This is a genomic window from Caballeronia sp. BCC1704, from assembly GCF_902833455.1.
Lineage (GTDB): Bacteria > Pseudomonadota > Gammaproteobacteria > Burkholderiales > Burkholderiaceae > Caballeronia.
This window is the reverse complement of the sequence record NZ_CADFFT010000001.1, coordinates 1539292-1556656: the sequence shown is the minus strand read 5'-3', so window position 1 is coordinate 1556656 and position 17365 is coordinate 1539292. Positions and strand designations below refer to the sequence as shown.

Genomic DNA, 17365 nt, shown 5'->3' with positions numbered 1-17365 from the left:
GCAAAACCCAGCAGCACTTGCTCAAACGCGATCAAGCATCGACCACGGTTTCGTCGTACAGCCCAATCTCAAGGAGAAACGTCATGACATCACGTCAACAACAAGCCCAGCAACTCCATCAGCAGTGGGAAACCGATCCGCGCTGGAAAGGCATCAAGCGCGGCTACTCGGCCGAGGACGTCGTGCGCCTGCGCGGCTCGGTGCCGGTCGAGCACACGCTCGCGCGACGCGGCGCCGAGAAGCTGTGGTCGCTGATTCAGGAAGAGCCGTTCGTCAACGCGCTGGGCGCGCTGACCGGCAATCAGGCGATGCAGCAGGTCAAGGCGGGCCTCAAGGCCATCTACCTGTCCGGCTGGCAAGTGGCCGGCGACGCCAACATCGCGGGCGAGATGTACCCGGACCAGTCGCTGTATCCGGCCAATTCGGTGCCGCTCGTCGTGAAGCGCATCAACAACACGTTCACGCGCGCCGATCAGATCCAGTGGTCCGAAGGCAAAAATCCGGGCGATGAAGGCTATATCGACTACTTCGCGCCGATCGTCGCCGACGCGGAAGCGGGCTTCGGCGGCGTGCTCAACGCGTTCGAACTGATGAAGGCGATGATCGAAGCCGGCGCGGCGGGCGTTCACTTCGAAGACCAGCTCGCCTCCGTGAAGAAGTGCGGCCACATGGGCGGCAAGGTGCTCGTGCCGACGCGCGAGAACGTCGCGAAACTCGTCGCCGCGCGTCTCGCCGCGGACGTCTGCGGCACGCCGACGCTGCTTGTCGCGCGCACCGACGCCGAAGCCGCCGATCTCGTGACCTCCGACATCGACGAAAACGACAAGCCGTTCCTCACCGGCGAGCGCACCGTGGAAGGCTTCTATCGCACGCGGCCGGGTCTCGAACAGGCCGTGTCGCGCGGTCTCGCGTACGCGCCGTACGCCGATCTCGTCTGGTGCGAAACGGGCAAGCCGGACCTCGAATACGCGAAGAAATTCGCCGAGGCCATCCACAAGCAGTTCCCCGGCAAGCTGCTGTCGTACAACTGCTCGCCGTCGTTCAACTGGAAGAAGAACCTCGACGACGCGACCATCGCCAAGTTCCAGCGCGAACTCGGCGCGATGGGCTACAAGTTCCAGTTCATCACGCTCGCGGGCTTCCACGCGCTGAACTACTCGATGTTCAACCTGGCGCACGGCTATGCGCGCACGCAGATGAGCGCGTTCGTCGAATTGCAGCAGGCCGAGTTCGCCGCCGCCGACAAGGGTTTCACGGCGGTCAAGCATCAGCGCGAAGTGGGCACGGGCTATTTCGATGCGGTCACGCAGACGGTCGAGCGCGAAGCATCGACGACCGCGCTGCACGGATCGACCGAAGACGAGCAGTTCTTCGACAAGAAAGTCGCGTAAAGCATTGCCCGAGGGCAGGCTGAATCAGGGAGAGCGGTAAAGAAAGCGGCGGCCGGGGCGCGCGTGGCAGGCGCGTCGGCCGCCGCGACATCAGCGGTACACGATGACCGGAATGCGCGTGTGCGTCAGCACGCGCTGCGTTTCGCTGCCGATAAGCAGGCTTCCGAGCCCGCGACGACCGTGCGACGCCATCAGAATGACGTCGCAGCCGTTCTGCTCCGCCGCGTCGATGATGCCGATGTACGGCGCCGCCTCGATGCTCGTCACGCTGTCGCACGGCACGCCCGCCTGTTCGGCCGCGCGCTCGACGGCCCGCAGATGCTCGCGCGCCTCGCGTTCGGCGCGGGCGTGGAAGTCGTCGGGCGGCTCGACGGCGACATCCGCGAACGGCGAGTACGGATACTGCGGCAAACACGCATAAGCGGTGATGCGCGCGCCGACGGACTGCGCGAGGTCGATGGCGCCGTCTATGGCTTTCTGCGACAGCTCGGAGCCGTCGGTCGGTACCAGGATGTGCTTGAACATGGCGTCCTCCTTCGAACGGCGGGGCACGCTTTCATTGTAGTCAGGCGGCCGCGCGGCGATGCAGTCGAGATAACGATAAGTAGGAATCCGTAGCGAGTCTCGTTACGAAACGAGAGCCTCCCAGTATCCCGGAGCGGCATAGGTATGCTTGAGCAGATCGAGAAAGAGCCGCACGCGCAACGGCAGGTGCCGGCGCTGCGGGAACACGGCGTGAATGCCGATGGGCGGCGCGGCGAAATCGTCGAGCACGCTGACGAGCCTTCCTGCGCCGATATCCGCGCCCACTTCCCACCACGATCGCCACGCGAGGCCGCGCCCTTCGAGACACCATTCGTGCAGCACGGCGCCGTCCGAGCATTCCATCGTGCCGGACACCTTGATCGTCACGACCTTGCCGTCCTGCTGAAACACCCAGCCGCGCTGCTGATTGGCGGACGCGCCGAGCGCGAGGCAGTTGTGATCGGCGAGCGCGCTCAGCGTGGCGGGTTTGCCGCGCTTTTGCAGGTACTCGGGCGACGCCACGCAGACGCGCCGGTTTTCGGCGAGCTTGAGCGACACGAGCGACGAATCCGGCAACTCGCCGAGCCGCACCGCGCAATCGAAACCTTCGTTGACGAGATCGACCATGCGATCCGTCAGGTCGAGGCTCACGGAGACGTCCGGGTGCAGCGTCGTGAAGGTTGCGACGAGCGGCGCGACGTGCCGCCTGCCGAAGCCCGCGGGCGCCGACACGCGCACGTGCCCGCTCGCCTTCACGCCGCCCGCCGACACGCTCGCCTCCGCGTTCTGCATGTCGTTGATGATGCGCTGACAGTCTTCGAGAAACGCGGAGCCTTCGAACGTGAGCGTGATCTTGCGCGTCGTGCGCACAAGCAGCTTCACGCCGAGACGTTCCTCCAGCGCGTCCAGCCTTCTGCCGATGACCGCCGGCGCGATGCCTTCCGCCTGCGCCGCCGCCGAAAGACTGCCTTTCGCCGCGACGGAGGCGAACGTCTCTATTTGCTTTAACCGATCCATGCGCTTTGCTCTTCAAACCGGGGAATTGGCGCACAGATTAAGTATGGAAAAGTAAAAGATCAAGTGATCTCGCCGGCCTTTTTCCACCTGTTCGATCACCAATAGAATCCACCCCGACCTCTTCATGGAGCGCACGGCTATGTCGGCCACAACGACACACGCATCGTCCACACCCTCGCCTGTTCTTCCCCGCGCTGTCATCTTCGACGCTTACGGCACGCTCTTCGACGTTCACTCGGTCGTCGCCGCCGCCGAGCAGCTTTTTCCCGGCAACGGCCAGGCGCTGTCTCAGCTTTGGCGGCAGAAGCAGATCGAATACACGCAGCTACGCAGCCTCGCCGATCCTTCCGGCAGCCATTACGCGCCGTTCTGGGACATCACCATCGACGCGCTGCGATACGCAGCCGCGCGCCTCGGCCTTACAGACGCGCTCACGGCCGCCGCCGAGAAGCGCCTGATGGACGAATACGCCTGCCTCTCCGCCTTTCCCGACACGCTGCCCGCGCTGAAAACGCTGCGCGAACGTCACGGTCTGCCGCTCGCGATTCTGTCGAACGGCAATCCGCCGATGCTCGACGTTGCCGTCAAAAGCGCCGGCATGACGGGCTTCTTCGATCACGTGTTGTCGGTCGAGCCCGTGCGCGCATTCAAGCCAGCCGCCGCTGCCTATGAACTCGGCCTGCAGGCGTTCGCCGCGGCGGCGCGCGAGATCGTGTTCGTCTCGTCCAACGGATGGGATATCGCCGGCGCGACGTGGTTCGGCTACACCACGTTCTGGCTGGATCGCGCGAGCTTGCCGGTCGAGGAACTCGGCGTCGCGCCGCGCGGGATGGGGCACGACATGAACGACCTCGTCGCGTTTATCGAAGGGGGTTGCGCGCAGCAGCCGATTCCCCTCGCCGCCGATCGCGCGGGCGCGCGAAAGCGCTCGTCATCGCCAAAACAGTAGAACCCAAAAGCAAAACCGTCTGACCGACCAAGGAGAAAACACATGACGCACCCTTCGAACCCGCTCGCGTTGCCGGAAGGCATGGCCATTTCGGCTGAGATCAAGCCCGGCTTCGAAGCCATCCTGACGCCCGAGGCGCTCGCGTTCGTCGCGATGTTGCATCGCCGGTTCGAGCCGCGCCGTCAGGAACTGCTCGCCGCGCGCGTGGAGCGCACCCAGCGCCTCGACGCGGGCGAGCGCCCCGGCTTTCTCGACGAAACGAAGGCCATCCGCGAAGGCGACTGGACCGTCGCGCCGCTGCCGAAGGATCTGCAATGCCGGCGCGTCGAAATCACCGGCCCGGTCGAGCGCAAGATGATCATCAACGCGCTCAACTCCGGCGCGGATTCCTACATGACCGACTTCGAGGATTCGAACGCGCCCGTGTGGGAGAACCAGATCGTCGGCCAGATCAATCTCAAAGAAGCCGTGCGCCGGACGATCTCGCTCGAGCAGAACGGCAAGTCGTACACGCTCAACGACAAGATCGCGACGCTGATCGTGCGTCCGCGCGGCTGGCATCTCGACGAAAAGCACGTGACCATCGACGGCCAGCGCGTGTCGGGCGGCATCTTCGACTTCGCGCTTTATCTCTTTCACAACGCGAAGGAACTGATCGCTCGCGGCAGCGGCCCGTACTTCTATCTGCCGAAGATGGAAAGCCATCTCGAAGCGCGTCTGTGGAACGATATCTTCATCGCGGCGCAGGAAGGCGTCGGCATTCCGCGCGGCACGATTCGCGCGACCGTGCTCGTCGAGACGATTCTCGCCGCGTTCGAAATGGACGAGATTCTCTACGAGCTGCGCGAACATAGTTCCGGCCTCAACGCCGGCCGCTGGGACTACATTTTCTCGGCGATCAAGAAGTTCAAGAACGATCCCGACTTCTGCCTCGCGGACCGTTCGCAGATCACGATGACGGTGCCGTTCATGCGCGCCTACGCGCTCGAATTGCTGAAGACGTGCCACAAGCGCAACGCGCCCGCCATCGGCGGCATGTCCGCGTTGATTCCGATCAAGAACGACCCCGCCGCGAACGACAAGGCAATGGGCGGCGTGCGCTCCGACAAGGCGCGCGACGCCACCGACGGCTACGACGGCGGCTGGGTCGCGCATCCGGGGCTCGTGCCCGTCGCGATGGAAGAGTTCGTCAAGGTGCTCGGCGACAAGCCGAATCAGATCGAGAAGCAGCGCCCCGACGTGCAAGTGACCGCGCACGATCTGCTCGACTTCCGCCCGGAAGCGCCGATCACCGAAGCGGGCCTGCGCAACAACGTGAACGTGGGCATCCATTACCTCGGATCGTGGCTCGCGGGCAATGGCTGCGTGCCGATTCACAACCTGATGGAAGACGCCGCCACGGCAGAAATCTCGCGCTCGCAAGTCTGGCAGTGGATTCGTTCGCCGAAGGGCAAGCTCGAAGACGGCCGCAAGGTCACGGCCGCGATGGTGCGCGAGATTATCATCGACGAACTGGAGAAGGTGAAGCAAAGCGTGGGCGGCGCGGGCAGCGATACGAAGCCGTATGAACGCGCCGCGAAGATCTTCGAAACCATGTCGACCTCGGAGCAGTTCACCGAATTTCTGACGCTCCCGCTGTACGAAGAAATCTGAAACCCGCGTCGTAGATTGCCGCATGAAAAACGGCCCGCGGGTTCGCGCCCGCGGGCCGTTCGCATATGCGAGGCGCGTCACGGGGAACGCATGGCGTGTGCTACATTGCGCATCGTCTTTTTCAACGATTCAACCGTGGAGCGCACTCGCGTGCGAACGACAGCATGAGCAATATTCAACTCGACATCGAATGGACGGAAGCGGCATCGCGCAAGATCGAGAAACTGATGCCGCGCAACGCCAACAAGGACGCGTTTCTGGCGCTGCCGCCGGTCGAATGCCTGCCGATGGAAGGCGACGTGCTGTTTCTCGGGCCGGCAGGCAAGCAGCAGCCGTTTATCGTGGCGGAGCGTCAGTATCACCATGACGGCGAAGCGGACTGGACCATCATCCTGATTCTCGACATCCCGCACGAAACGCACTGATGCCGCTTAAAGCAGCTTGCTCGCGACGTGCACATCGCCCTGTTCGCACAGTTCGGGCGCCTTCGCCCTGAACGCCTGGATGTGCGCGGTCTGGCCGTGGTCCGCGAGCGCGGCCTCACTTTCCCACCGTTCGACGAAGATAAAGCGGCGCGGCTCCTTGATGTCGCGGTGCAGATCGTACTGAAGCGCGCCGCGTTCCTGGCGCGTCGGCGCGACGTTGGCTTCCAGCACTTGCCGCAACTCTTCTTCCCTGCCCGGCTTGGCCACGAAAATGGCGACGACGGCGACTTCTGACATACGCTTTTTCTCCTATCTTCAATAAACGATTAAAAGCGAAGCATAAACGCGCGGCACAAATCTCGCCGAAAGCGATTTAAACGCGCAAAGAAAAAACCCGCGTTCCGGGTGGAACGCGGGCAAAAGCCGTCGCCCTACGAGGATAGGCGACGGGGCCATCGGGACTCGCTGCCGCGAGCCGTTATCGGGTAATGTCTGCGAGTAACTTGCTGCTCTGAATCGAGCGGCGGCGCGTCAATCACGCCATGGACGCAATGTACTGTCCCCCGAGAATTTTTTATAAGCTATTGCGCACATTGAACGGTGAAAAGAATCCTCTGCGCAATATAAGCATGCTCTTCGCATGCAATTCGTCTGGCGGCGCACTTTGCATTCGGCGCGAGAAGCACGTTATTCGCGTCCACGCGGGCAAAAAAAACCGCCTCGTGAAGAGGCGGTTCTCATAGCACTGAGCGATTAGTGCGGTTCAGACGCTGCGTCAGCTGATCTGATCGGCGAGCAATGCCATGATCTGCCGCGCTTGCGGAGACGAATCCACCTGGCCGTTGTCATCGACGATCGCGACGCGCGTTTCGCCTTCGGTAATGGCGCGCACGTTGACCTGATACTGCTTCACGGCGATTTCCTTGCGGCCGTGGAAAACCTGACTCCAGAAGCCTTGCTCGCGCGCCGACTTGTCGTTCGGGTCCGCATAACGCACGAAGTAGACGCCGCGCGCCCGATCCCGATCGTCCACCGTGAAGTTCGCCCGGTCGAGCGCGATGCCCACGCGCAGCCACGCGCGGTCGTACGCTTCGGGCAAGGTCAGTTGCGCCGAGTCGGCGTGCGGCACGGTCTCGTTGCGAATCGGGCTATTGCCGGCGTTCGCGACGTTCTGCGCGGCCGTGGCGGCCGCCTTGCTGTCGCCGCCCTTCGCGGGCTGCGCGTTCGCGGACGCTGTGGTGTCCGCTGCGCCCGCGACGCCCGCCGCCTGACGCGAATCAGCGACGGCGAGCGACGACATGAGCCGCTTCAGATATTCGCTTTCGAGCGCCGGATCGTTCGGACGCGCCTGCCACTGGCTCGTGTCGTTGTTCACGCCGGTCAGCGCCTCGCGCATGCCCTTCTGGCTGATGAACACGTACGTGCCGCCGTTCGATCCCGCTTCCAGACGCGTGCGGTACTTGTTGCGCTCGGCGGTCACGTAGGAGTTGCCGGTCGCCTTCGCGAGCGTGTCGCGAATGAGGCCATCCGAGATCTGCGGATGGGTTTCGTTCCAGTCGGTTTCCATCACGCCCTTGTCGCGCGAATCCACGACGAGCAGGAAGCCCTGCTCCTGCCAGAAGCGGCGGATTTGCGGCCAGACCTGATCGGGCGATTTGTTGTCGATGACGAGCCAGCGTTCCGCGCCGTCGCGCTGGATATGCATGCCGGAAACCGGCGGCACCACGGTCGGCGCGCTCGGCGCGACTTTCTGAACCTGCTGGAGATCCGAGAGCGACGCCTGGCCGCCTTGCGGCGGCAACGAACGCTGGTCGACCGCTTCGTCGAGAAGGTTCGGCGGAACGGCGAGCGACGATTGCTTCGAGCGTTGGTCGCTCTTGTAGTTGATCGCGGTGGGCGATGAGGTGCCGCAACCCGCCACGATTCCGGCCACCGCGAAAAGCGCAGCCATCCGCTTGGTTACACGAAAATCTGTCATGTCTGGAAAGTCCTTCCGCTACGCCACGGGGTCGTCCGTGGATCAACCCGGCATTTTACCGGTCCGGCGCAACGCCGTGCAAAAAGAGGGGTAAGCGACTCGCGCAGCAAGCTCGAAGGTCGCAGTCAGATCGCGGACCGCCGTCCGTCATCCGGCCCGCCGAGATCGCATCGGGCGCCATCGGCATTCGACCGCTCCTCACACATTTGACAATTTATGACATCCGCGCAAATCGTCAATGGGCAGCGCCGGCTCTGCGCAAGGTCTTGTTTTTTCAGATTTATCTGTCTCATTTCTTCAGTTTCCGAGTAAACCGCGTCCGGTATCGCCCTGCTCCGCATTCATCTTAAAATTCGATCCCAAAAATAGGACTGCTCCTAAAACGATCGGAGAGAACGATGCGGAACTTAAGACATCCTCAGTACCTCGCTGCGGCCCTGTGTTTCTCGCTCGGCATCAGCACGCTGTGTCATGCGCAGCTCGGCGCCACGAAACGCACGTCGGATGCTTCGGACGGCGCGGTCGTCCACCGGGCGCAGAGCGGGCTCGTGACCTACCGCGAGACGAGCGATCCGCACGGGATCGTCGTGCGCGAATACGTCGATGCGGCCGGCACCGTGTACGCCGTGTCGTGGCGCGGACCGGCGATGCCGAACGTCGAAGCGCTGCTCGGCGCTTACTTCTCGCGCTTTCGGGACGGCGCGAGCGCAACGGCGGGCGATGCCGGACTGCACACGGCGCGCGTCTCGGACGCGGATCTGAGGGTCGAGAACCGAACGCGATTGCGCGAATTCACCGGACGCGCATGGCTCGCGAGCGCGTTGCCCCCGGGCGTATCGGCAGCCGATATTCAATAAAGCGCGAGAGACCAGCCATGACCATCCGCACGCTTTGCCGCCTGCCCGTGATCGCCGTCTGCCTGCTGCTTCATGCATGCGGCGGCGGTGGCTCGGGGAGCACGGCCGCCTCGCCAGCCACGCCCGCGCCGACGGCCGCAAGCACGCCCGCGCCGGCCAGCACGCCGGTTGCCGCGAGCGCGCCGCCCGCCGCGAGCGCACCGAGCGCCGAGAGCAACGTCGTCGTTCAATCGACGACGCCCAACGTGCAGCCGATTCGGGTGACGCGCATTCCCACCGGCACGCGCAACATGCTGCAAACGAGCGTCACGCTCTGCGTGCCCGGCACGAACACGTGCCAGACCATCGACAACATTCAGGTCGATACCGGCTCGCAAGGCTTGCGCGTGCTCGCTTCCGCGCTCGATCCGTCGATTGCGTTGCCTCTGGTGGCGGGCAAGGCGGGCAGCTCGGGCAATTCGGCGGTCGCGGAATGCGCGGTGTTCGGCTCCGGCTACACGTGGGGCGCGGTCCGCCAGGCCGATGTGCGCCTCGCCGGCCAGGTGGCGAGCGCGACCTCCGTTCAGTTGATCGCGGATTCGGCCGTCCCCGCCGCCGCCACGGATTGCAGCCAGTCCGGTCTGCCGATGCTCACTGCGTCGAACCTGCGCGGCAACGGCATTCTCGGCGTCGGGCCGTTCACCGCCGATTGCGGCGGCGGTTGCGCGGCATCCGCGATGCCGCGCTGGTACTACGACTGCACGCCGAGCGCGTGTTCGGCGACCACGGTTGCCGTCGCGCAGCAAGTGACGAATCCGGTCGCGCGCTTCGCCACGGACAACAACGGCGTGCTGATCGAATTGCCGGCCGTGCCGCCTGAAGGCGCGTCCGCGGTCGCGGGAACGATGACCTTCGGCATCGGATCGCAGGCGAATAATCTGTTGGGCTCCGCGACGGTGCTCAAGTCCAACTCGATCACAGGCTACGTCTCGACGAACTTCGGCGGCAGCGACTACGGCTCCAGCTTCATCGACAGCGGATCGAACGGCCTCTTCTTTCCGTCGACCACGCTCACGTCGTGCGGCGTCTGGTACTGCCCAGCGACGACGCAAACGCTCAACGCCACGCTCAGTTCCGCGACCGGCGCGTCGGCCGGCGTGTCGTTTTCCGTCGCCAAAGCGACGACGCTCCTGTCGAGCGGCAACAACGCGTTCAGCAATCTGGCGGGGCCGGCGAGCGGCTTCTTCGACTGGGGCCTGCCGTTCTTCTACGGCCGGCGCGTGTTCACCGCGCTCGAAGGCCGCGCGACGCCAGCGGGCAACGGGCCGTACTACGCGTTCTAAAAGCGCAAAAGCCGTCTCCGGCATCGCGGAGACGGCTTTTTTCCGAAAGTGACCCGTTTACTGCCCGCCCGACCGCGCTTCCTCCTCGAAGATTTTCTGCGCGAGGTGGAACGCCGAATTCGCCGCGGGCACGCCGCAATAGACCGCGGTCTGCATCAGCACTTCCTTGATCTCGTCCTGCGTCACGCCATTGTTTTTCGCGGCGCGCAGGTGCAGCGCGAGTTCTTCGCTGCGGTTGAGCGCCACCATCATCGCGATGGTGATGAGACTGCGCGTGTGCCGCGGCAAGCCTTCGCGCGTCCAGATCTCGCCCCACGCGTAACGCGTGATGAAGTTCTGAAACTCGGTCGTGAGGTCCGTGCGGTTGGCAAGCGACCGGTCCACGTGCGCGTCGGACAACACCGCGCGGCGCACCTTCATGCCGGCTTCGTAGCGTTCGTCGTCGGTCATTGCTGTTCTCCGAGGAAGTCGAGCACGGCGTGCGTATAGGCGTCGTGCTTCTCGATGTTCGACAGATGCGCGGCATCCAGTTCGACGTAGCGCGATCCGCCGATGACGCCCGCGAGTTCGCGGCCCTGCTCGGCCGTCGTCGACATGTCGTGCGTGCCCGCAATCACGAGCACCGGCAGCGCGATGGCCTTCGCTTCTTCCCGAAGGTCGGCGTCGCGGATCGCCTCGCAGTTGGACGCGTAGCCGTCGCCCGAGGTATGGCGGAACACATCGCGGATATTCGCGAGCACGAGCCGCTCCCGCTCGATGAACGGTTCCGTGAACCAGCGCGCGATGACGCTGTCGGTGAGCGCGGCCATGCCGCCCGTCTCGCGCGCTTTCGCGGCGCGCGGCGTCCAGACGGCGTCCGAACCGATCTTCGCGGCCGTGTTGGACAGCACGACGCGCGAGAACCGCTCGGGATGACGCGCGGCGAGGCCGATGCCGGTCAGGCCGCCCATCGAGAGGCCGCAATAGTTCGCGCGCTCGATGCCGAGATGATCCATCAGCGCGACGACGTCGCCGATCAGCTGATCGACGGTGTACGGGCCGGGCGGCACATCCGAATGGCCGTGACCGCGCGTGTCGTAGCGCAGCACGCGGTAGTGTTTCGCGAACGCCTCGACCTGCGGGGTCCACATCGACACGTCCGCGCCGAGCGAATTCGAGAGTACGAGCCACGGCGCGTCGTTGCCGGCGGTGGCGTCGATCCGGTAGTGAATCCGGGTTTGATTGATAGCGGCGAAAGGCATGCTGTTATTGCTCCGTATCTTGATCTTGATACTGGCGATGCTGCGCGAGCGCGGCATCGACGAACGCCTGAGCCTGACCGACGTAGTTCGCCGGATCGAGCAGTTCCTTGAGACGCGCTTGCGACAGATGCGCGCTGACCGTTTCGTTCGCGGCGAGCACGTCGAAGAGCGACTGACCGCTCGCGACCGCCGCCTTCGACGCGCCTTCGACGAGCTTGTGCGCGTCGAGCCGGCCGATGGCGTCGCCGAGCGCGAGCATCACGGCTTCGCCGAGCACGAGGCCGTTCGTCGCGTTCAGGTTCGCCGCGAGCCGCCCGACGTTCACTTCGAGGCCCGGCACGATGTCTTTCACGTTGGCGAGCGCGCCCGCCGTCAGCCGCGCGAGGTCCGGCAACGCTTCCCACTCGGCTTGCCAGCCGCCGAGCGCGCGCTCGTGTTCCTGCACCATGCCCGCGAAGATCGTCGCGACGAGATTCGGCGCGCGCGTGGCCGCCGTGAGCACGGCCGCGCAGCCGACCGGGTTGCGCTTGTGCGGCATCGTCGACGAGCCGCCCTTGCCCGCCGCCGACGGCTCGGCCACTTCGCCGAGCTCCGTCTGCATCATGAGCGAAATGTCCCGCGCGATCTTGCCGAGCGTGCCCGTCAGCATGCCGAAGAACGACGCCGCTTCCGCGATCCGATCGCGCTGCGTGTGCCACGGCAGCGCGGGCAGCGCGAGGCGCAGGTCATCGGCGAGCGCGTGCGCCGTCGGCAGCGCCTTGTCGCGCAGGCTCGCCAGCGTGCCCGCCGCGCCGCCGAACTGGAGCACGAGCGCGCGTTCGCGCACATCGGCGAGACGCGCGCGATGACGCGTCACCGCGTCCAGCCATTGCGCGAACTTCAGGCCGAGCGTGATCGGCAGCGCTTGTTGCAGCCACGTGCGGCCGATCATCGGCGTCGCGCGATGCTTGTCCGCCTGATTCGCAAGCGCGTTTGCGAGCGCTTGCAGATCAGCGTCGATGAGATCGAGCGCCGCGCGCAATTGCAGCACGACGCCCGTGTCGATGATGTCCTGGCTCGTCGCGCCCCAATGCACGTACTTCGCGGCTTCGGCGTCGCGCGCCTTGACGACGGCGGTCAGTTGCTTGACGAGCGGAATCGCGAGATTGCCGCCCGCCGCCGCGCCCGACATGAGCGCCGCGGCGTCGATGTTGTCGGCGTCGCACGCGGCGACGATCGCATCGACGGCGCTCGCGGGAATCACGCCCGCTTTCGCCGACGCGCGCGCGAGCGCCGCTTCGACATCGAGCATGGCCTGCACGGTGGCGCGCGGCGACCAGACCGCGTTGGCCGCTTCGCTGCCGCAGATGAGGTCGGTCAGGCGTCCGGTGGAGTCGAACATGCTCGTCAGACGCGTTCGATGACCATCGCGATGCCCTGCCCCACGCCGATGCACATGGTGCACAGCGCGAAGCGGCCGCCGGTGCGTTCCAGCTGATACGTCGCCGCAGTGACGAGCCGCGCGCCGCTCGCGCCGAGCGGATGCCCGAGCGCGATCGCGCCGCCATTCGGATTGACGCGCGGATCGTCGTCGCCGACGCCGAGCATGCGCAGCACCGCGAGGCCCTGCGAGGCGAACGCTTCGTTCAGCTCGATCACGTCCATCTGGTCGATGGTCATGCCAAGACGCGCGAGCAGCTTCTGCGACGCGGGGCCGGGCCCGATGCCCATCACGCGCGGCGGCACGCCTGCGGTCGCCATGCCGAGAATGCGCGCGCGCGGCGTGAGGCCGTGGCGCTTCGCGCTGTCCTCGTCGGCGATCAGAAGCGCGCAGGCGCCGTCGTTCACGCCCGATGCGTTGCCCGCCGTCACGCTGCCGTCCGGGCGCACGACGCCCTTGAGCTTCGCCAGCGCTTCGAGGCTCGTTTCGCGCGGATGCTCGTCGCGATCGACGACGATGGCATCGCCCTTTTTCTGCGGGATCGTGACCGGCGTGATTTCCTGCGCGAGCGAGCCGTCCTTCTGCGCGCGCGCCGCCTTCTGCTGGCTGCGCAGCGCGAACGCGTCCTGATCTTCGCGGCTCACCTTGTAGTCGTCCGCGACGTTCTCGGCGGTTTCGGGCATCGAGTCGACGCCGTACTGCTTCTTCATCAGCGGATTGACGAAACGCCAGCCGATGGTCGTATCGTAGATATCGGCCTGACGCGAGAACGCGCTCGTCGCCTTGCCCATCACGAACGGCGCGCGGCTCATGCTTTCGACGCCGCCCGCGACGAGCAGCCCCGCCTCGCCCGACTTGATGGCGCGCGCCGCGATGCCGATGGCGTCCATGCCCGAACCGCAGAGCCGATTCACCGTGGAGCCCGGCACGCCGACCGGCAAGCCCGCGAGCAGCGCGGACATGCGCGCGACGTTGCGGTTGTCTTCGCCCGCCTGATTCGCGCAGCCGTAGATGACTTCCTCGACCGCTTCCCAGTCCACTTCCTTGTTGCGCTCCATCAGCGCGCGCAGCGGCACGGCGCCCAGATCGTCCGCGCGCACCGATGACAACGAGCCGGCGTAGCGGCCGAACGGCGTGCGGATCGCGTCACATACGAATGCATCTTTCATCGCTTGCTCCAGTTCTGTTTGTCTCTGCCTATGTCTCTCAGGCTGCCTCGGATACCGGCGTGTACTGAAGCGGCACGTTCGCCAGCTTCTGCAATTCCTCGAACGACAGACCGTCGACGATCTCGCGCACCGCGAAGCCATCGGGCGTGACGTCGAACACGGCGAGGTCCGTGTAGACGCGGTCCACGCACTGCACGCCCGTCACCGGATACGAACACTCGGCCACGAGCTTGCTTTCGCCCTGCTTCGTGAGCAGTTCCATCATCACGTAAACCTGCTTTGCGCCGATGGCGAGGTCCATCGCGCCGCCGACAGCCGGAATCGCGTCGGGCGCGCCGGTGTGCCAGTTGGCGAGATCGCCTTTCGCCGACACTTGGAACGCGCCCAGCACGCAGAAGTCGAGATGTCCGCCGCGCATCATCGCGAACGAATCCGCGTGATGGAAGAACGCGCCGCCCGTCAAGAGCGTGACGTGCTGTTTGCCCGCGTTGATGAGTTCGTCGTCTTCTTCGCCTTTCGCGGGCGCCGGGCCCATGCCGAGCAGTCCGTTTTCGCTGTGCAGGAAGATCTCGCGGTCCGCCGCGAGATGGTTGGCGACGAGCGTCGGCACGCCGATGCCCAGATTCACATAAGCGCCTTCGGGAATGTCCGCGGCCACGCGCTTGGCCATTTCGTCACGAGTCAGTTTCTTCATGGCATTGATCCTTTATGCGGCTTCGGCGGCGAGTTCGGCGGCATGCACCGCTTGCGGCACTTCCACGACGCGCTGCACGAATATGCCGGGCGTCACGATGTGTTCCGGGTCGAGTTCGCCGAGCGGCACGACTTTCGACACCTGCACGATGGCCGTCTTTGCGGCGCTCGCCATGATCGGCCCGAAGTTGCGCGCCGTCTTACGATAGACCAGATTGCCCCAGCGGTCGCCCTTGAACGCCTTCACGAGCGCGAAGTCTGCATGCAGCGGCGATTCCAGCACGTAATGCTTGCCGTCGATTTCGCGTGTTTCCTTGCCTTCCGCGAGTTTCGTGCCGTAGCCGGTCGGCGTGAAGAAGCCGCCGATGCCCGCGCCCGCCGCGCGAATGCGCTCCGCGAGATTGCCCTGCGGCACGAGTTCCAGCTCGATCTCGCCGGCGCGGTAGAGGGCGTCGAATACATGCGAATCCGTCTGCCGGGGGAACGAGCAGATGATCTTGCGCACGCGCTTTGCCTTCAGGAGCGCGGCGAGCCCGGTGTCGCCGTTGCCCGCGTTATTGTTCACGATGGTCAGCTCGCGCGCGCCCTGCTCGATGAGCGCGTCGATCAGTTCGGACGGCATGCCCGCCGTGCCGAATCCGCCGATCATGATGGTCGCTCCGTCGTGAACATCCGCCACCGCGGACGCGAGCGATTCGAAAATCTTGTTGATCATTGCCGTTCTTCTCCGGTCCCGTTCGGCGCGCGCAGACACTGCGCGCTGCGTTGAACTTCGGGTTTACCTGCGCGTCGATGACGCTTGCGTGAGGTTGTTCGATATGCGAACATCGATTCGTTTAGCGAACAACCGAATGGTAGTCCCGCGTTCGTTGCAGTGTCAACGAAACCCGCGCAATTCGCGGGTTTGTACGGAGCCAGAGCCGTCGAGAATGTCATGAACAAGCTTCCAACGCCCTCCTTCGATACCGACGTGCAGGACGCGCCCTCGCGTCCCGGCGACGCCTACGTGCAGTCGTTCGCGCGCGGCCTGGCCGTGATTCGTTCGTTCGATGCGAGCCGCCCCGCGCAGACGCTCACCGATGTCGCCGCCGCCACGGGCCTCACGCGCGCCGGCGCGCGGCGCATTCTGCTCACGTTGCAGTCGCTCGGCTATGTGGAAGCCGACGGCCGGCTCTTTCAACTGACGCCGAAGATTCTCGATCTCGGCTTCGCCTATCTCACGTCGATGCCGTTCTGGAATCTGGCCGAGCCCGTCATGGAGGATCTCGTCGAGCAGGTTCACGAGAGCTGTTCGGCGGCCGTGCTGAACGGCGCCGAGATCGTCTATGTGCTGCGCGTGCCGACGCACAAGATCATCACGCAGAATCTGTCCATCGGCAGCCGTCTGCCCGCGTTCTGTACGTCGATGGGCCGCGTGCTGCTTTCGGCGCTCGACGACGCGCGGCTCGACGCGGTGCTCGACGCCAGCGACATCGTCGCGAGAACGCCGCATACGATCACCGACCGCAATGCGTTGAAAGACGCGATCGCGCTCGTGCGCCGTCAGGGCTGGGCGATTGTCGATCAGGAACTGGAGGAAGGGCTGATTTCGATGTCCGCGCCGATCCGCGACCGGCAAGGCCGCGTGATTGCGGCGCTCAATATCAGCGGCAACGCGCAGCGAAAGAACGCGAAGCAGATGGTCAAGGCATTTCTCGACCCGCTGCAAAGCGCGGCGCAACGCGTGTCTGAACTGGTCGCGCGACGCGGCTGACGGCGGCCCGCGGTCCACATCATGAACGACCTCGACCTGAACCTGATTCCGTTTCTCGTCGCCATCGAGGAGACGCGCAACGTGAGCCGCGCAGCCGAACGGCTCGGCGTGAGTCAGCCGCGTGTCTCGACGGCGCTCGGGCGGCTGCGCGAGTATTTCAACGATCCGCTCTTCGTGCGCACGTCGCGCGGCATGGAACCGACGCCGCGCGCGCTCGCGCTCGTGCCCGCGGCGCGCGAGGCGCTGAGCCGCATCGAGCGCGGCCTGCTCGACACGCAGCATTTCGATCCGTCTTCGAGCACCGACACGTTCGCGATCGCGCTCTCGGATGTCGGCGAGATCGTGTTTCTGCCGCGTCTGTTGCAGGCGTTCGCGAAGGAAGCGCCGCACGCGAATCTGCGCTCGGTGTCCGCATCGCACGGCGAAGTCGAGCGCGGGCTCGCGTCCGGCGACATCGATCTGGCCGTCGGTTATTTCCCCGACCTGCACGGCAACAACTTCTTCCAGCAGCGGCTTTTCTCACATCGCTTCATCTGCCTGATGCGGCGCGATCATCCATTTGCGAATGCGCCGCTCACGCTCGAACGCTTCGTCGAATGCGGTCACGCGGTCGTGCGCGCCGAAGGTCGCAGCCAGGAAATCCTTGAGAATTATCTGGACAAAGAGCGCGTGCGGCGCCGCGCCGTGCTGGAGACTCCGCACTTTATGAGCCTGCCGTTCATTCTCTCGCGCACGGATCTGATCGCGACGGTGCCGCATGCGATCGGCTTCGCGTATGTCGCCGAGCACGCGTCGATCACGCTTGCCGAGCCGCCGCTCCCGTTGCCGCGCTTCGACTTGAAGCAGCACTGGCATCGCAAGTATCACAACGATCCGCGCACGACCTGGCTGCGCGGCGTCGTCGCCTCGCTCTTCAACGACGCGCTCGATGAATGGCCGAAGTGATCCGGCTAAGATCGCGCTTTCCCTTTC

The 17365-nt window shown here is 65.0% G+C and carries 18 protein-coding genes; 8 read left to right on the top strand and 10 right to left on the bottom strand.

Annotated features, from left to right (window positions below):
• The first annotated feature begins 83 nt into the window (after positions 1–83).
• The gene (aceA, locus tag HWX53_RS07265) at positions 84–1391 is read left to right on the top strand and encodes an isocitrate lyase (RefSeq protein WP_175940102.1); all 1308 of its coding nucleotides are present in this window, start codon (positions 84–86) and stop codon (positions 1389–1391) included.
• Positions 1392–1481: 90 nt separating this feature from the next.
• On the opposite strand, the gene HWX53_RS07260 is transcribed toward aceA, so the two are convergent.
• Positions 1482–1916, bottom strand: a complete 435-nt coding sequence (locus tag HWX53_RS07260; RefSeq protein ID WP_175940101.1) for a universal stress protein — start codon at positions 1914–1916, stop codon at positions 1482–1484.
• 102 nt (positions 1917–2018) lie between these two features.
• Entirely contained in the window at positions 2019–2933 is a 915-nt protein-coding gene (locus tag HWX53_RS07255) for a LysR family transcriptional regulator (protein ID WP_175940100.1), read from the bottom strand.
• A 139-nt stretch (positions 2934–3072) separates the two neighbouring features.
• On the opposite strand from HWX53_RS07255, the gene HWX53_RS07250 reads away from it, so the two are divergent.
• From HWX53_RS07250 to HWX53_RS07240, 3 genes are all read left to right on the top strand, one after another.
• Positions 3073–3882 carry a haloacid dehalogenase type II gene (locus HWX53_RS07250; protein WP_175940099.1) on the top strand — a complete coding sequence of 270 codons (810 nt, stop codon included), beginning with the start codon at positions 3073–3075 and terminating at the stop codon, positions 3880–3882.
• A 42-nt stretch (positions 3883–3924) separates the two neighbouring features.
• On the top strand, positions 3925–5535 hold the full coding sequence (aceB, locus tag HWX53_RS07245) for a malate synthase A (RefSeq protein ID WP_175940098.1): 1611 nt from the start codon (positions 3925–3927) through the stop codon (positions 5533–5535).
• Between the two features lie 164 nt (positions 5536–5699).
• Positions 5700–5960 (top strand): DNA-binding protein, encoded by a 261-nt coding sequence (locus tag HWX53_RS07240; protein WP_175940097.1) that lies wholly within the window; start codon positions 5700–5702, stop codon positions 5958–5960.
• 6 nt (positions 5961–5966) lie between these two features.
• On the opposite strand, the gene HWX53_RS07235 is transcribed toward HWX53_RS07240, so the two are convergent.
• Positions 5967–6257 (bottom strand): putative quinol monooxygenase, encoded by a 291-nt coding sequence (locus HWX53_RS07235; protein WP_175940096.1) that lies wholly within the window; start codon positions 6255–6257, stop codon positions 5967–5969.
• Between the two features lie 478 nt (positions 6258–6735).
• Positions 6736–7938, bottom strand: a complete 1203-nt coding sequence (gene bamC / locus HWX53_RS07230) for an outer membrane protein assembly factor BamC (protein ID WP_175940095.1) — start codon at positions 7936–7938, stop codon at positions 6736–6738.
• A gap of 398 nt (positions 7939–8336) precedes the next feature.
• Here bamC and HWX53_RS07225 point away from each other — a divergent pair, with 398 nt between their 5' ends.
• Together HWX53_RS07225 and HWX53_RS07220 are read left to right on the top strand one after the other, a co-directional pair.
• Positions 8337–8795, top strand: coding sequence for a DUF2844 domain-containing protein (locus HWX53_RS07225; protein WP_175940094.1), 459 nt, complete (start codon positions 8337–8339; stop codon positions 8793–8795).
• Positions 8796–8812: 17 nt separating this feature from the next.
• Positions 8813–10117, top strand: a complete 1305-nt coding sequence (locus HWX53_RS07220) for a DUF3443 domain-containing protein (RefSeq protein WP_175940093.1) — start codon at positions 8813–8815, stop codon at positions 10115–10117.
• A gap of 57 nt (positions 10118–10174) precedes the next feature.
• On the opposite strand, the gene pcaC is transcribed toward HWX53_RS07220, so the two are convergent.
• The 6 genes from pcaC to HWX53_RS07190 are packed head-to-tail and all read right to left on the bottom strand — an operon-like array spanning position 10175 to position 15355.
• A complete protein-coding gene (gene pcaC / locus HWX53_RS07215; RefSeq protein WP_175940092.1) occupies positions 10175–10567 on the bottom strand; it encodes a 4-carboxymuconolactone decarboxylase in 393 nt (130 codons plus the stop codon).
• Positions 10564–11358, bottom strand: a complete 795-nt coding sequence (pcaD, locus tag HWX53_RS07210; RefSeq protein WP_175940091.1) for a 3-oxoadipate enol-lactonase — start codon at positions 11356–11358, stop codon at positions 10564–10566. Before pcaD ends, pcaC begins: the two co-directional genes overlap by 4 nt.
• Before the next feature lie 4 nt (positions 11359–11362).
• Positions 11363–12739, bottom strand: a complete 1377-nt coding sequence (locus HWX53_RS07205; RefSeq protein WP_175940090.1) for a 3-carboxy-cis,cis-muconate cycloisomerase — start codon at positions 12737–12739, stop codon at positions 11363–11365.
• A gap of 5 nt (positions 12740–12744) precedes the next feature.
• Positions 12745–13947: a 3-oxoadipyl-CoA thiolase gene (gene pcaF / locus HWX53_RS07200; RefSeq protein WP_175940089.1), complete on the bottom strand. Its 1203-nt coding sequence runs from the start codon at positions 13945–13947 to the stop codon at positions 12745–12747.
• 37 nt (positions 13948–13984) lie between these two features.
• On the bottom strand, positions 13985–14641 hold the full coding sequence (locus tag HWX53_RS07195; RefSeq protein ID WP_175940088.1) for a 3-oxoacid CoA-transferase subunit B: 657 nt from the start codon (positions 14639–14641) through the stop codon (positions 13985–13987).
• A gap of 12 nt (positions 14642–14653) precedes the next feature.
• Positions 14654–15355 carry a 3-oxoacid CoA-transferase subunit A gene (locus HWX53_RS07190; RefSeq protein WP_175940087.1) on the bottom strand — a complete coding sequence of 234 codons (702 nt, stop codon included), beginning with the start codon at positions 15353–15355 and terminating at the stop codon, positions 14654–14656.
• A 219-nt stretch (positions 15356–15574) separates the two neighbouring features.
• Here HWX53_RS07190 and HWX53_RS07185 point away from each other — a divergent pair, with 219 nt between their 5' ends.
• Both HWX53_RS07185 and HWX53_RS07180 read left to right on the top strand, forming a co-directional pair.
• A complete protein-coding gene (locus HWX53_RS07185) occupies positions 15575–16393 on the top strand; it encodes an IclR family transcriptional regulator (protein WP_175940086.1) in 819 nt (272 codons plus the stop codon).
• Positions 16394–16414: 21 nt separating this feature from the next.
• The gene (locus tag HWX53_RS07180; RefSeq protein ID WP_175940085.1) at positions 16415–17338 is read left to right on the top strand and encodes a LysR family transcriptional regulator; all 924 of its coding nucleotides are present in this window, start codon (positions 16415–16417) and stop codon (positions 17336–17338) included.
• Positions 17339–17365 lie beyond the last annotated feature (27 nt).

Bases quoted from the DNA above. Each gene is read 5' to 3' on its own strand.
- aceA (WP_175940102.1), top strand. From the start codon at position 84: ATGACATCACGTCAACAACAAGCCCAGCAACTCCATCAGCAGTGGGAA.
- HWX53_RS07260 (WP_175940101.1), bottom strand. From the start codon at position 1,916: ATGTTCAAGCACATCCTGGTACCGACCGACGGCTCCGAGCTGTCGCAG.
- HWX53_RS07255 (WP_175940100.1), bottom strand. From the start codon at position 2,933: ATGGATCGGTTAAAGCAAATAGAGACGTTCGCCTCCGTCGCGGCGAAA.
- HWX53_RS07250 (WP_175940099.1), top strand. From the start codon at position 3,073: ATGTCGGCCACAACGACACACGCATCGTCCACACCCTCGCCTGTTCTT.
- aceB (WP_175940098.1), top strand. From the start codon at position 3,925: ATGACGCACCCTTCGAACCCGCTCGCGTTGCCGGAAGGCATGGCCATT.
- HWX53_RS07240 (WP_175940097.1), top strand. From the start codon at position 5,700: ATGAGCAATATTCAACTCGACATCGAATGGACGGAAGCGGCATCGCGC.
- HWX53_RS07235 (WP_175940096.1), bottom strand. From the start codon at position 6,257: ATGTCAGAAGTCGCCGTCGTCGCCATTTTCGTGGCCAAGCCGGGCAGG.
- bamC (WP_175940095.1), bottom strand. From the start codon at position 7,938: ATGACAGATTTTCGTGTAACCAAGCGGATGGCTGCGCTTTTCGCGGTG.
- HWX53_RS07225 (WP_175940094.1), top strand. From the start codon at position 8,337: ATGCGGAACTTAAGACATCCTCAGTACCTCGCTGCGGCCCTGTGTTTC.
- HWX53_RS07220 (WP_175940093.1), top strand. From the start codon at position 8,813: ATGACCATCCGCACGCTTTGCCGCCTGCCCGTGATCGCCGTCTGCCTG.
- pcaC (WP_175940092.1), bottom strand. From the start codon at position 10,567: ATGACCGACGACGAACGCTACGAAGCCGGCATGAAGGTGCGCCGCGCG.
- pcaD (WP_175940091.1), bottom strand. From the start codon at position 11,358: ATGCCTTTCGCCGCTATCAATCAAACCCGGATTCACTACCGGATCGAC.
- HWX53_RS07205 (WP_175940090.1), bottom strand. From the start codon at position 12,739: ATGTTCGACTCCACCGGACGCCTGACCGACCTCATCTGCGGCAGCGAA.
- pcaF (WP_175940089.1), bottom strand. From the start codon at position 13,947: ATGAAAGATGCATTCGTATGTGACGCGATCCGCACGCCGTTCGGCCGC.
- HWX53_RS07195 (WP_175940088.1), bottom strand. From the start codon at position 14,641: ATGAAGAAACTGACTCGTGACGAAATGGCCAAGCGCGTGGCCGCGGAC.
- HWX53_RS07190 (WP_175940087.1), bottom strand. From the start codon at position 15,355: ATGATCAACAAGATTTTCGAATCGCTCGCGTCCGCGGTGGCGGATGTT.
- HWX53_RS07185 (WP_175940086.1), top strand. From the start codon at position 15,575: ATGAACAAGCTTCCAACGCCCTCCTTCGATACCGACGTGCAGGACGCG.
- HWX53_RS07180 (WP_175940085.1), top strand. From the start codon at position 16,415: ATGAACGACCTCGACCTGAACCTGATTCCGTTTCTCGTCGCCATCGAG.